This is a genomic window from Chloracidobacterium sp. (genome assembly GCA_016716305.1).
Taxonomy (GTDB): domain Bacteria; phylum Acidobacteriota; class Blastocatellia; order Pyrinomonadales; family Pyrinomonadaceae; genus OLB17.
Window position 1 is genome coordinate 2,035,305 of the sequence record JADJWP010000002.1, and the last position, 13,990, is coordinate 2,049,294.

At 54.9% G+C, this 13,990-nt stretch carries 11 protein-coding genes and 1 tRNA gene; 5 read left to right on the forward strand and 7 right to left on the reverse strand.

Going from position 1 to position 13,990, the window contains the following annotated elements; genetic code table 11:
• Position 1: 1 nt before the first annotated feature.
• The 6 genes from IPM28_11170 to IPM28_11195 all read right to left on the reverse strand — a co-directional run bounded on the left by IPM28_11170 (position 2) and on the right by IPM28_11195 (position 3,495).
• The gene (locus IPM28_11170; GenBank protein ID MBK9173539.1) at positions 2-418 is read right to left on the reverse strand and encodes a cupin domain-containing protein; all 417 of its coding nucleotides are present in this window, start codon (positions 416-418) and stop codon (positions 2-4) included.
• The gene (locus tag IPM28_11175; GenBank protein ID MBK9173540.1) at positions 415-915 is read right to left on the reverse strand and encodes a hypothetical protein; all 501 of its coding nucleotides are present in this window, start codon (positions 913-915) and stop codon (positions 415-417) included. The genes IPM28_11170 and IPM28_11175 overlap by 4 nt, the downstream gene beginning before the upstream one ends.
• Positions 915-2,468, reverse strand: coding sequence for a glutamate--tRNA ligase (locus IPM28_11180; GenBank protein MBK9173541.1), 1,554 nt, complete (start codon positions 2,466-2,468; stop codon positions 915-917). The genes IPM28_11175 and IPM28_11180 overlap by 1 nt, the downstream gene beginning before the upstream one ends.
• Before the next feature lie 73 nt (positions 2,469-2,541).
• Complete coding sequence (locus tag IPM28_11185) at positions 2,542-2,919, reverse strand: VOC family protein (protein ID MBK9173542.1); 378 nt, start codon at positions 2,917-2,919, stop codon at positions 2,542-2,544.
• Between the two features lie 16 nt (positions 2,920-2,935).
• Entirely contained in the window at positions 2,936-3,313 is a 378-nt protein-coding gene (locus IPM28_11190; GenBank protein ID MBK9173543.1) for a VOC family protein, read from the reverse strand.
• Positions 3,314-3,404: 91 nt separating this feature from the next.
• Positions 3,405-3,495 (reverse strand) — tRNA-Ser (locus IPM28_11195).
• Between the two features lie 235 nt (positions 3,496-3,730).
• On the opposite strand from IPM28_11195, the gene IPM28_11200 reads away from it, so the two are divergent.
• Both IPM28_11200 and IPM28_11205 read left to right on the forward strand, forming a co-directional pair.
• The gene (locus IPM28_11200; GenBank protein MBK9173544.1) at positions 3,731-5,464 is read left to right on the forward strand and encodes a carboxypeptidase regulatory-like domain-containing protein; all 1,734 of its coding nucleotides are present in this window, start codon (positions 3,731-3,733) and stop codon (positions 5,462-5,464) included.
• A 251-nt stretch (positions 5,465-5,715) separates the two neighbouring features.
• A complete protein-coding gene (locus IPM28_11205) occupies positions 5,716-8,670 on the forward strand; it encodes a PAS domain S-box protein (GenBank protein MBK9173545.1) in 2,955 nt (984 codons plus the stop codon).
• Positions 8,671-8,675: 5 nt separating this feature from the next.
• On the opposite strand, the gene IPM28_11210 is transcribed toward IPM28_11205, so the two are convergent.
• The gene (locus IPM28_11210) at positions 8,676-9,923 is read right to left on the reverse strand and encodes an MFS transporter (protein ID MBK9173546.1); all 1,248 of its coding nucleotides are present in this window, start codon (positions 9,921-9,923) and stop codon (positions 8,676-8,678) included.
• A gap of 161 nt (positions 9,924-10,084) precedes the next feature.
• Between IPM28_11210 and IPM28_11215 the strand changes: the two genes are divergently transcribed.
• Genes IPM28_11215 through IPM28_11225 form a run of 3 tightly spaced genes read left to right on the forward strand, consistent with a single transcriptional unit; the run spans position 10,085 to position 13,862 of the window.
• On the forward strand, positions 10,085-11,950 hold the full coding sequence (locus tag IPM28_11215; GenBank protein MBK9173547.1) for a M61 family metallopeptidase: 1,866 nt from the start codon (positions 10,085-10,087) through the stop codon (positions 11,948-11,950).
• A 7-nt stretch (positions 11,951-11,957) separates the two neighbouring features.
• Positions 11,958-13,319: a hypothetical protein gene (locus IPM28_11220; protein ID MBK9173548.1), complete on the forward strand. Its 1,362-nt coding sequence runs from the start codon at positions 11,958-11,960 to the stop codon at positions 13,317-13,319.
• A gap of 3 nt (positions 13,320-13,322) precedes the next feature.
• On the forward strand, positions 13,323-13,862 hold the full coding sequence (locus tag IPM28_11225) for a DinB family protein (GenBank protein MBK9173549.1): 540 nt from the start codon (positions 13,323-13,325) through the stop codon (positions 13,860-13,862).
• Positions 13,863-13,990: the final 128 nt, after the last annotated feature.

Genomic DNA, 13,990 nt, shown 5'->3' on the forward strand with positions numbered 1-13,990 from the left:
TCTATTTCTTTACCTTCCGCTTCTCGGTCATTGTGCCGTCAAATTCCTCGTTGTTCGCTTCGGCTTCGTCCTTGGTCTTGCGGACGATCTGGTCCTTGTGATGCGGCGGTGAATAGATCGTATAGATCTTGAGCTTTGTTTTGGCCGATGTATTGATCACGTTGTGCTCGGCACCGGCGGGTATGACAACAGCGTCACCGTCCTTTACGAGGTACTCATTACCGTCGATCAGCACCTTGCCCTTTCCGCCCTCGAACCTTAGGAACTGATCGTTCTCGGGGTGCGTCTCGGCGCCGATCTCCTCTTTGGGCTGCAGGCTCATCAGGACCAACTGGCTATAGGCCGAAGTGTAGAGAACCTTGCGAAAATTCTTGTTCTTAAGCGTGTCTTTCTCGATGTTCGATTTGAATCCTTTCATGATCTATCCATTTTGCCTTTATTCTGACCCTCAGGAACGTTTGCTTCCTGCTTTAATTTCTCGTTCTTTTTAAGCGTCTTCCAAACAACATCGATTATATCACCAACGGTAGTGCCCATTTCGTGGACGTCCGATTCGGACAGTCTTATCTCGAAAACATGTTCGAGCGACAACAGCGTTTCCGGATCTTCCAACTCATCCCGAAGAAAGCTCAGGTTCCCCGAAAAATCATCGTCGGCCGACAGCCGGGCAAGATCAGCTTGAAGTTCGGCTGCAAGCACTTTGCGAACTCCCGCCGAAACAAAAAAAGGAATTCCTTTTGACGCAAAATATCGATAGTGAAATTCCTCTTCTGTAAGCGGTTCGCGTCCGGCAAAGACGACATCGAGTCGCGATCGAGTCCTTTTTGTTTTAACGAACGCTGCCGCGATGCTCGCAACAACGATCAATATAACAATGCCTGTACAGGCCAGGATCGATATCAGTTCGGGAGCCATCAACTATTGACGTTCCAGGCGACCTGGCTCCGGAGGCGCATGGTCGTTCTATCAAGGCCGATGACCTCGAAGACGGATAGCATCGACGGGCCGACTGCAACGCCAGTGAGCAGTGTTCTTGCACCATTCATTATCACGCCGAGCTTGGTGCCTTTTTCTTCGGTAAAGGCTTTCACGACCGTTTCGATGTTCTCTTCATTATAGATCGGCGGCGTTGAGCCCTTACTGATTTGCGGGCTACTGACACCATCCGCTTCGCCAAATTCCGCCTCGAAGCGATCCGCCAGTTCGGGGAGCCAGATCTTGAGATCGGGAAACTTATTGAGGTTCTTCTCGATCGCTGCCGGATCGAAATCGTAATCTTCGCTAAAATACGCGCGGCCTTGTGCAGAAAAATCTTTGAGCGTGAAGAAGCGCTGTCGGATGAGGTCGATCGTGTTTTCAAACCACGTTTTGTCATCGTCTTCGTATTCCTCTCGCCAGAGTTTCGCGGATTTCAGTTCTGCTTTGACGAACGGCAAGAGATCGTCGAGCGGCATCGTGCGGATGTATTCGGCGTTCATCCAGATGGCCTTGTCGTCGGTCCATTTTCGCGGGTCGTCCGGGTGAAAATTGAATACGGCGTTCGAGCGGTGAATGCCCTCGAGTGAGAATTTCTCGATCAATTCTTCAAGAGAATAGATCTCTTTCTCTTCTCCGGCAGACCAACCGAGCAAGGCAAGAAAATTGCGAAACGCCGCTGCAAGAAAGCCTGCATCGCGATACGTCGTCATCGAAACCACCTCGCCGTGTTTGCGTTTCGAGAGCTTGCCCTTGTTCGGCGCCATTATCAGCGGCAAATGTGCGAATATCGGCGGCGTTACACCGAGAGCTTCGTAGATCAGCACCTGCTTGTGCGTGTTTGTCAGGTGGTCCTGGCCACGTATGACGTGGGTTATCTGCATCTCGATGTCGTCGCAGACGACCGCGAGGTTATAGAGCGGATGGCCATCTGAACGCAAAAGCACGAGGTCTTCGGTGTCGGCGTAATCGCGCTCCTGGATTCCGTAAACCTGATCGTCAAAGGCCGTTCGGCCGTCTTCAGCGACCCTCAGACGTATCGCAAACGGCTCACCCGCAGCTGCACGGGCATCAGATTCTTCCTTCCGGAGGTCGCGATACGGGTTGTCCCGCATGTTCTTGTCGGCTCCTTGGGCGCGGGCTCGTTCCTTGATCGCGTCTTTAACGTTCCCGTCCGAAGGCGCTTCTTTCGGGGTGAAATCGCGATAGGCCTTGCCTTCGTCCAGAAGTCGAAGCGCCGCTGCACGATGTTTATCGGCATTGTTCGATTGAAAAACGACCTCTTCGTCCGGTGCGAACCCGAGCCATTCGAGGCCGTCAAGGATCGAGCGGGTCGATTCATCGGTTGAGCGGGCGAGGTCTGTGTCCTCGATGCGCAGCAGAAACTTGCCGCCGGTATGACGAGCGTAAAGATAATTGAAAAGCGCGGTTCGGGCCGAACCGATATGGAGGTAACCCGTCGGCGACGGGGCAAATCGTACTCTTACGGACATAAAGCACGATTATAGGCAGAAACGCCCTTAGTAGCGAATCAGATGGGTCGTAATGGCTCGAGATCGGGTTTGCTTAGGCTTGCGCAGGCCACGATCTGAACCGCAGAGTATTGCCATCGGGGTCGGTCACGTAAAATTCGCGCGAACCCCAGCTCTGATCGATCGGGCCAAGATGCACGGGCGAATTCGCGTGCCCCGACGTATCGAGCCCGCGCGACAGGAACTGCCCGAACAGATCGTCCACTTCCTCGACCTCGACGTTTATCGCCGCGCCGAAACTGCCGTCGCCTGAAAGCACTGAAAGCTGCAAAACGGCATCGCCCTGCGAAACATCAACGACGGCCGCTTTCGATGGTGTCTCCGGATACTCTGAGACGAAACCGAGTATCTCGGTGTAGAACCTGATCGAAGCGTCGATATCCGAACATCTGATCACTGGTACTATCTTCATGGCGCTTGATACGACATCAAGCCTGAAAAAGTTGGATCAAATTTCCGCATGTATCTTCGAACAGCGCCTGTGTTCCCCGCCCGGTCTTGGTCGGCGGCTGACGAAATACGATACCGGCGTCCTTGAGCCTTTCAAATTCGGCGTCGATATCATCGGTGCTAAAAACGATCGCCGGCAGTCCGGAATTGTAAAGCCCGTCGAAATACGCATCCGAGCCTTGACCGCCGCGGGGTTCCAACAGTAAAGCGGTCCCATCTTCGTCTTCCGGCGAAACGACGATCGCCAGCCCGTGTTCGGGCTCAAAGAGCCTTTCCCGAAACCCGAGTTTTTGTGTATAGAACATGAACGCCTCGACCGGATCGTATACCGAAACACTTGTCACCGCGATCTTCATTTTCAGACTCCTGCAGGCCGTTCGCCCATTCGATGAGGCGGAAAAGAAAAACCGTCGGACACATCGGCCGACGGCTTCGCTAAATGAATAATGGCGGAGACGACAGGATTCGAACCTGTGGTACCCTTTTGGAGTACAACGGTTTAGCAAACCGCCGCTTTCAGCCACTCAGCCACGTCTCCGCATGGGTGCCGAAAAGCAAGGTTTAATTCTAGCTGTCGGGCAAACTTTGTCAAGGCAATTCGCATCAAAAGCCACAAAGTATCGAGTGTCGAAAGGCTTGACACATTTGATTTTTGCAACCAAAATAGCAAAGTGCTCGGAATATCGGCTTTCCAGGCAGTTATTCCTTAAGTCAGTTGCGGGTTTCAGCGAACTTTTCAATAGTCCGCCCAGGTGCGGGAGCGCATTCATTCAATGTTTATTTCCGGAAGCAGATCGAGAGTTTTCAGCAGCCTGTTGATCGCAGTCGTTTTGAACGTAACTGCGATCGTTGCGGCGCCGAATTCTCGCGTTGCGGTGAATTCCAACGCCTCGACCAATCTTGGCGTCATTTCCGGTTTTGTTCGAGACGAAGCAGGTAAACCGATCGCCGATGCAACGGTCGCGATCTTTCGCATCGGAACGACCAAATTGCTCCGCCAGGTTCGTTCGGCGGCGGACGGTAGATTTTTGCTTCGGATCTTGCCCGGCACATATACCGTACTTGCGGTAGCTCAAGGGTATAATCCGCAGACGGTCTCTGAGATCGAGGTCGCCCGTGCCACCCAGCTCAACTACGGTTTCAAATTGGAAAAGGCCGGCAGCGGCAACACGCTCCCTGAAAATCGGCTCGACCGCAACAATCCGAAATGGGTTCGCCGAGCGGCATCGATAAGCCGGTCGATCTATCAGAACACCGAGGGAACGGTCGCTTCTGAAACTGAGCCCGAAGTTGTTGTTGACACTCCGACAGACGAAGAGACAACGGCGCGTCCGGGGCAGTCGGTCGTCGAGACCTTTTATGCCTCGACTAATCGGGGCTCGTACGCCGGCGTCAACTACGCGACCCTGCTTCCGCTTGGCAGCGATGCGAGCCTGATGATCGCCGCGCAGGCAGGCATTGGCCGAAATGCTCCGCAGCGATTCGAGACCCAGCTGAAATTTGACCTGAATGACGATCACAAACTGAGACTGCGTGCCTCAGCCGCAAATCTCGGCAGCATCAACCTCGGCAATTCTGAGGGGCGGCTCGGCCAGGTGTCGTTCCAGGCCCTCGATGAATGGCGTGTACGCGAAGGCGTGATCCTGGTCTACGGCGTCGATTATTCTCGCTTCATCGGGGCCGGCGATGATTTCTCGATCTCGCCGCGACTCGGTTTTCAATACGACATCGATCCGAAAACCCGCTTCCGTGCTTCGTACACGTCGCAGGCAGACCCGCGAACCTGGTCACGCGAGATCGAGCTCGAGGACGCTGAGGTCATCTTTCGCGAACCGGTAGCCATCGATGACTTTGTCGTCGAGAACGGACGGCCGGTGATGAATAAAAGCAGCCGATTCGAATTTGGTATCGAGCGTGTTCTGGACAATCGCTCGACGATCGAAGCAAATGCGTTCTTCGACGCGACGGTTGGCCGCGGTGTTGGCATTACGAGCCTGCCCTTCGATTCTGCCGGCGAACAGTTCTCGGAATTTGTCGGTAATCAACAGGGCGGATCGACAGGGCTTCGTGTTGTATACACGCGGCGGCTTTCGGGCCGCATCACTGCCGGCGGCGGGTACAGTTTCGGGACCGGCCAGCAGTTGTCGGCCAACGGCATCTCAGATCCGGCGGACCTATTCAAATCGGGCGTTTTTCACACCCTGTACGGTCAGATCGAGGCTGATTTCAATACCGGAACTAACGTGAAGACGATCTTCAGGCTTTCGCCTCGGGCGACGATCTTTGCGATCGACCCGTTTCAGGGCCGTCTTGCTATCTACGATCCGGGCCTGAGTGTTCTGGTCACGCAGCATTTGCCGACCTTAGGCCTGCCATTCCAGGCAGAAGCCGTCGTTGATGCCCGGAACGTTTTTGATTTCCAGAACGGCCTTTTCGGCGAGGATGGAAGCCTGAGGGTCAACTCGCATCGCCGAGCACTTCGCGGCGGCATATTGGTAAGGTTCTGATCGCGGACGCCTCCGTCCGGACGATTGCTCCGAAAACCGCCGGTTCTGATCACAGGTCCGGCGGTTTTAGTTTTGTCCAAAATAATGGATTGACAAGCAAAAATCTGAATTTTTTTCGGTTTACGGCTCGCGATCCTGAGATAGATCGAGCGTTTATCGCTTAATTATCGTAACGCGGCGATGGTCGGGATTCGACGGTGCGTTGGAACACGGTTTGCCTGTTGAAAACTCGGATTAGTGTCTCTCGATCGATGAAGGGGAAAGTTCTAACAAGTTCGAGCCTGATTTGGCTGGTTTTGACCGTTATGCTTGTCGCTGGCGGGGCACTCAATCTGTCGCAGCGGGCCGGCCACCAACTTCCCCCGACCGACGGCGTCCTATGGGTCCAGAAGGCGGACGGCATCTATGCTGAAAAGGTTGAGCCGGGCCTGGCTGCGTCACGAGCAGGCATCTCGGCCGGCGACAAACTGTTAACCATAAGTCTCGATGGCCGAACGTTCCACGAGGTCGTTTCGGTCGCAGATATACCGATGTATCTGGATGCTGCAGGCGTCGGCGGCAGCCTCACCTATTTCTACCAAAAACCGAAATACGCCTTTACCAATAACTTTTACTACTCTGATCTATCGAACATCGATTCTTTGCCGCGCTGGACGGCGTCGATCGTGTTCCTTGCGCTGGTAGGCGCGGTATGGCTCGCCGTTGGATTGTTCGTCTTGTTCAAGCAGGGGAGCCGATCGCCTTTCGTGCTTCATTTTGCGACGATCTGTCTTACCGCATTTGTATTCCACGTTTACCACCCATTGAGGCTCGAGCAGGATTTCGATCTCGGCGTAAGCCTCATCGACGATCTTGCCTTTGCGTTCTTCGTTCCGTTGTTCTTACATTTCTGCCTGCGTTATCCGGTGAAGAGCGCCGTATTCGACGAAAAGCCTTGGCGGACGCTGATCTTGTACGTTCCCGCGGCGCTGATCTCCTTAGCCAGCTTTTTCTTTACATTGGCACCGCTCCTGATCCCCGAGGCGGCTGGCATATCGCTGGTCTATTTCTCGGCCGCGAATAAGGTCTTTCCGTTGATCAACCAAAGCCTGCTGATCCATTTTGTTGCCGGTGTATCCATCGGATCGAGCATTCTGCTTTGGCGGTTTTTGACAAATCAGCAGCCGTTGGTGCGTCAGCGGTTGAAATGGGCGATGTGGGGAACCATCATCTCGATCGTTCCGATCCTGCTTTTCCGGATCGCGAAGCAATTCGTCTATTTGCCGGAAGACACTCTGACCGTCGCCCTGACGACCTTGCCTCTCGCCTTGATACCGCTTAGTTTCGGACACTCGGTCGTTCGCTATCGTCTGATGGATGTCGATGTGGTCGTCCGGAGGGCGTTGGTCTATGCGGTAACGACCGTCGCGATCGCGATGATGATCGGGGCAGTCGCGCTTGGGCTCGTCTTTCTCGCCGTCGGCAGCAACCTTTCGACGACCGAGATCACGCTCAGGGCGCTTATCGCCGTCATCGCGATGGCAGCGATCGTTTTGCTGAGCGAACCGCTTAAAAACTTTCTGCAGGAACGCGCGAACCGGTTCTTTTACGGCGAGCGCTACGACCTGCGTCAGGGACTGCTTGATTTTGGCAGGACCCTTTCGGCTACGACCGCACTCGAGCCGCTGACAAGCGCGTTGACCGAGAGGTTGATACAGGTGCTCGATGTCGAAAAGGCAGCGATCTTTATCGAGGACAAGAGTTCGCCGAGCGGTTACCGGATCGCCAAATCTGTCGGGCTCGGCGAGGAATACTATATCCCGGTCGATTTCAAGCAGATGATCAGGCAGAAATCTGCCGAAAAAGGCATCGTCCGTGCCGATGAGATCGAACTCCAGGATGCCGACCTGACCGAATCGAACGGCAACGGCAAGATGCCTGTCCGCCAGGAACTGCATTATTTCGTTCCGTGCGTCGTCCGAAGCAAGATGGTCGCGGTCATCGGCCTCGGCCGCGCGAGCGATGGTTCGCTGCTCTCATCTGAGGACCTTGAGATCCTGAGGACCGTTTCCGGATATATCGGCGTCGCTATCGAGAACAGCCGTCTTTATCAGGAACAGCAGCAGCAGACCGAAGAGCTTGCACTTTTGAAGGAATTCAACGAATCGATCGTCGAATCGATCAACGTCGGCCTGCTGGCCGTTGACGAGGACGGCCGGATAACCCGATGTAATTCGACCTTCGAAGAGATGATGGCGCTCTCGCGCGATGAGCTGGTCGGAAACCTTGTCGAGGACATCTTCGATGAGAGCTTTGCTCTCAACCTGTCGAACATTCTCGGTAAATCGCGTTGGCATTTGACCGAGATCCGAAACGCTTACAAGCTTCACGCTTACGATGCGCTTGGCCGGTCGATGATACTCAATGTCGCGGTCGCACCGCTGCGTTCTGTCTCGAACGAGCAGACCGGAGCGATCATCGTGCTCGAAAACGTTTCCTCAAGGGTAAAACTCGAAGAATCGCTGCAGCAGAGCGAAAAACTCTCGAGCATCGGCCTGCTTGCAGCCGGTGTCGCCCACGAGGTGAACACGCCGCTGACCGGCGTTTCGAGCTACACTCAGATGCTTCTTGGGATGATCCCGGAGACCGACCCCAAACATGCCTTGCTCATGAAGATGCAGCGGCAGACCGACCGCGCGACTAACATCGTTGGCAATCTTCTGAATTTCTCACGCACCGGCAACGCGATCGAATGGGTCGAGATAGACATCAACAAACTGCTCGACGACACGCTTCAGCTTCTCGAACCGCAATTACGAAAAACTAACGTCAAGATCATTAAGGAATATTCGGCAGACAAGCCGGCGGTGCTGGGTAATGGCGGAAAGCTCCAGCAGGTTTTCACCAACCTGCTTTTAAATGCACGCGATGCGATGTTCGGCGGCGGTTCGATCACCCTCGTTACCGCTCGTAACGGTAATGAAGTAAGCGTCGAGGTCGCAGATACGGGCGAGGGCATTCCGCAGGAGAATCTAAGCAAGATATTCGATCCCTTTTTCACGACCAAGGGCGTCGGCAACGGTACCGGCCTCGGCCTTGCGGTCACCTATGGCATCGTGCAGGAACACGCCGGAACGATCCAGGCATTAAGCGACGGTAATTCGGGTTCAACGTTCCGTCTGACCTTTCCCGAAGCCTCTGCTCAGCGTCAACGCAAGGTCGGCTGACCGCTTCACGCCGGCGAGAGCTTCATCTTCATCACCCTCATTGCATATATAGCGGTCATGAACGCAACGAACATGATCGCCGAGGCCGTCCAAAAGGTACGGTTCACCGTTACGTCGTCGACGGTGTTCAGCGCATTGTTGAGCAGGACGCCGCCGATCATCGGGCCGATCGCCCTTGCAAGGCTCGCACCTGACTGCATTATCCCGAGAGCGCTTCCCTGCTCATGCTCGGCCGAGATCTTTGAAACGAGGCTGGTCAATGCCGGCGACGCCATAGCATTGCCGATCGAAAGCACCGCACAGCCGACAAGCAGGCCGGCGAGGCCGCCGTTCGCTGGCCCAAGGAAAGGTATCGCAAAAAGGCTCATGCCCATCAGAAAGCAGCCGATCACCGTTAGCTTTGTTTCGCCGAATCGGCCGACCAGTTTGCCGAAAAGAAAGCCCTGGCCGATGATCGCGATCAACCCGACGAAGGCGAAAAGGTAGCCGTTCTGCTCCGCGTTATATCCATAGCGGTAAGCCGTATAGAGCACGAACGCATACGTCATTATCGAGAACGAGGTGACGAGAAGAAAATACAAAAGATTCAACAACCCGAAATCACGTTCGCGAAGCGACGCGAGAAGTTCGACGACGCGGTTTCGCCGCTCGGGGATGACACCGTCCGGATTCGGTTTGATCGATTCGGGCAGCACGAAATAAAGGGCGATCGCGTTTGCGAGCGAGAGCACGGCTGCGAAATAGAAAGGTACGTGGACGCCGTATTTGCTCAGGATACCGGCGATCGCCGGTCCCAATATAAAACCCAGCCCGAACATCGCCCCGAAAAGCCCCATGCCTTTCGCACGGTTTTCCTTCGTCGTCACATCGGCTATGTAGGCTTGCGCCGTCGAAATGTTTGCCCCGGTGATGCCGCCGATTATCCTGCCGACGAATACCAAGAGCAGCGAGCCTGCGAAACCGATCAAAAAATAACCGACGGCCGATCCGAGCAGGCTTACAAAAAGTATCGGCCGCCGCCCGTATCTGTCCGAAAGCCGGCCAAGTATCGGTGAAAAGAAGAACTGCATCCAGGAATAGATGGCGAACAGAAGGCCTATCTCGAAAGGCGTCGCATTGAACGGCTCGGTATTGGCATAAAAAGGCAGTATCGGTATGACCATACCGAAACCGACCAGATCGATAAAGACGGTTACAAATATTATTATTAAGGGCGTTGTGAAAAACTTGTCGTTTACTTTTTCGGGCTCCATTGCTGTCACGGTCCATTCACAAGCCTAACGCACCGGCGGATAGAATGCCATTTCCGACCGTCCGGTCGGCCGAGCCTGAACGGCAAAATTTTAGCAAAAGGGTATACCGTAGTAGAATACTGGAATACGCCTGGATCGCCGGTCCGCTCACGGAATAAGGAATGAATACAACACTTCGGAAAAGCCTGATCGCTCTGCTGATAACACCACTCGTTTTTATTATGACCCTAGAAACTTCGGCCGCCGGGTCGAAAGCATCCGAACCGAAAGGCCGCAAGGCTTTGAAGAGTTCAGCGGTGCCGGACATCCGCTTCACCGTATCGATGTCGAAACCGTGGACGCACCTGCTTGAGGTTGAAATGCGCGTCAAGGCCGCCAAACTTCCCGATCAGACCGAGCTCAAAATGCCGGTTTGGACGCCGGGCAGCTACCTGGTCCGCGAATATTCACGCCACGTCCAGGATTTCAGCGTCAAGGACGGCCGCGGCCGCGATATTGCGTGGCGAAAGATCAGTAAGAACACGTGGCAGGTCGATTCAAAAGGTTCGAGCGAGATCGTCGCTACCTATCGGGTCTATTCGAATGAGCTAACGGTAAGGACGAACGAACTCAATGACGAGCATGCGTTTTGGAACAATGCGGCGCTGCTGATGTTCCCGAAAGGGCATCTGAATGCTCCGTCGACCGTGACCGTCGTACCTTTCGGCAAGTGGAAGGTGGCGACCGGCCTGCCGCGGGTCACCGGTTCGCCAAATACCTTCAGGGCATCCGATTTCGACGTTCTTTACGATGCTCCATTCGAAGTGAGCGATTTCAAGGAGATCGGCTTTGAAGTGGCCGGCAAACCGCATCGGATCGTCGTAACGGGCGATGGAAATTACGACCTCAAGCAGATGGCGGCCGACACGGCCAGGATCGGTGAAGAGGCGGTGAAGATCTTTGGCGAGATACCGGTCGATGATTATTTGATAATCCTTAATCTTCGCGGCAGCGGCGGCCTCGAGCATCTTAATTCCACCGCGCTTCAGTGGAACCGCTTCGGCTTCAAACCGCGTAGTCAGTACGTTGCCTATCTCGGGCTGGTCGCGCACGAGTACTTTCATTTGTGGAATGTAAAGCGGATCCGGCCGGACGTGCTCGGGCCTTTCGATTACGAGAATGAGAATTACACCGGTCTGCTATGGGTCGCCGAAGGCACGACCGCGTATTACGAAGGCCTTCTGCTTCGGCGCGCGGGCATTTCAAGCGACCAGGAGATCCTTGCGGCAAAGGCCGAGATGATCCAACAGCTTCAGAATCGGCCGGGAAGGTTCGAGACAAGCCTCGAGGAAGCAAGTTTCGATGCGTGGATCAAATACTACCGCCAGGATCAGAATTCGATCAACAATCAGATCTCGTATTACGACAAAGGCGAGGTCGTCAGCATGATGCTCGATCTGACGATCAGGACATCGTCCAACGGGTCGCGTTCGCTTGATGATGTCATGCGTTCGCTCTACAACGAGTTTTTCAAGAAAGGAAGAAATTACACATCCGGCGATTTTCAGCGCACCTGCGAGACGATGGCCGGCCGTTCGCTCGACGACTTCTTTGCCAAATACGTCAGGGGCCGCGCCGAGATCGATTACAACTCCATGGTCAGCGGCCTTGGCCTAGAGCTCAAGATCGAGCAGCCGAACGCAGCAAAAGCATATATCGGCGCCGATCTTGCCGAGGAATCAGGCCGTCTGACCGTTCGCAGGGTGGCCGCGGGAACTCCCGCATTCGAACAGGGCCTGAATTTCAATGATCAGATAGTAGCGATCGACGGCCACCGGGCGAGCCTCACGTTCCTTCAGAACTATCTTGATGAAAAGCGGCCGAACGACAAGTTAAAGCTGGCGATCTTTCGTCACGACCGGCTGCGAGAGGTCAATTTCACACTTGGAAGCAATGGCCGATACGAGGCGCGGTTCGTCCCGGTCAAAGATCCGAGCGAACGTCAGCGCGAAACGTACAAGCAGTACTTTGGCGTCGAGCTTAAATAGCACGTCTATGAAACAACTACTCGCCTTACGGCGATCAAGTTCAATTGCGGTATCTGTATTCCTATTCGTGTTGTTAACAGGTGCGTGCCAAAAGGAAGCCCCGCGCGAACCCGGCGGGCCGCCCGCCAGACTCGCCGACGTTCCCTCGGTCAGGCTCAGCTATCGTTACGAGCCTGACGTTCCGCAGCCCGAGACGGCCGGCAGCGCAGCACTCGAAGAGCGCAATCCGGCGGTTCAGGCAGATTTTGACCTCAACCGGCCGGGCGAGGCATTGGACCGCACCTTGACCTCGCCTGACAAAAAGCGTGTGCTTGCCGTTTATCATCAGGCCGACGACCTCTCTGCTGAGTTTCGCCTGGATATGTATTCGCCTGATGGCAAGCTGCTCCAAAAGGTAACGGCCGATCTGATGGCGGTCCATTTTCCGGATACGATCGTCTGGTCGCCCGATTCGGCAAACGTCGCTTTTGTCGCAATGATCCGAGGCGCTCAAGGCGAAAAGCCCGAGCTTCCCGCTGACATTGGAACAAAGGAAGACGAAGCCCCGGCGACGAAGGGATCTCCGTCAAACACCAATACTTCGGCCGTTACTGATACAAACAGCAATACCGGATCCGCCGACGGCGAGACCAATGCTGAAACCGCGCCGGCCGAGCCCGTACGGTCACCGACTCCGACCGCACCTACCGGCATCCTCACATTCAGGACCGAACAGATCTATCTTTGCGACGCAGACGGAGGCAATCTTAAGCCTTTGACCCAGAACGAGGGGCTGATCTATTTCTACTACACGTGGTCGCCCGACAGCTCCGCTCTTGCAGCCCTGGCAGCGACCGCGAGAGAGTGGCAGTATCTGCAGTTTCGGGCGGATAGCGCCGGCGAGATATTCGTACCGGTCGGACGTCCGCGAATGGTCGAGAAGAACGGCCGCGAGCGAAGGCTCGACGACGCGCTTACTGCCGTCCGCCCTGTCTGGTCGCCCGATTCGGCAAAGATCGCAGCTGCATTCGAATCACAGGTGCGTATTTACGACGCCGTCGGGACAAACCCGACGCAGGCGGCAGTTCCGCTTCGCAATAGCCTTCTTCTTTCTTCGCAGGCTTACGACCTTGAACAGCATCGAACGCTTGGCGGAGCAAATACCGATACTAACGTAAATGCCGCGGCTCCGGCTTCGTCAACCCTTCCGGATGAAAAGAGCCTTGTTTCCTTTAATCCGATAGTGACAATGGCGTGGCCCGAAGATCAGATACTCTATTTTCAGACGGCCTTTATCAAGAGAATGAAGAACGAGGCCGATAGCGTAACGAGCTTCCCGCGTTGGCATCGGCTCGTGCTCTCACCGCAGGCAGCGGGCAGAACAAACTGAACAATGAACTACCGATCGATAGACGAAATTTACACTGCAAACAAGGCGATAAGGCAAAAGCTTCTGCTCACGGTTTCGAGCTTACCCGAAGATGTGATCAATACGCGGCCGGCGGATGACAAGTGGAGCATCGCCGAAATTGTCGAACACCTAACGCTCGTCGCTGACGGGATGTCGCGGATCTGCGGCAAATTGCTTAAAGAGGCAGGCGAGGCGGGCCGGGCGTATGACGGAACCGTGAACATTTCGGAAGGATTCTTGAGTAAGGCCGCGGAGTTCGCCGACGTCGCCATCGACGCCCCCGATCGCGTGAAACCATCGGGCTCAAAGTCCATTGCCGAATCGATCGCCGCCTTTGAAGAGATCGACCGGCGTTTTGACGAACTCAAGCCGTTGTTCGAAACGAATGACGGAAATCAAAACAAATTCCCGCATCCTTACTTCGGCGACCTTTCGGCGATCGAATGGCTCGTGCTTATCGGCGGCCACGAAGTTCGCCATCTTCGCCAGATCAAAGGCATGATCGCGAACGCCGGACAATAAAAAGCATCGGCAGCTAGGAGGGCTATGCTGCCGATGCCGTAGATCCAAACACGAGCTTCTTTTCTGTTCCATTTAGCGGTCGGAAGCAGATGCCTGGATGTCTTGCTGCGCGGCACGGATCTCACCGT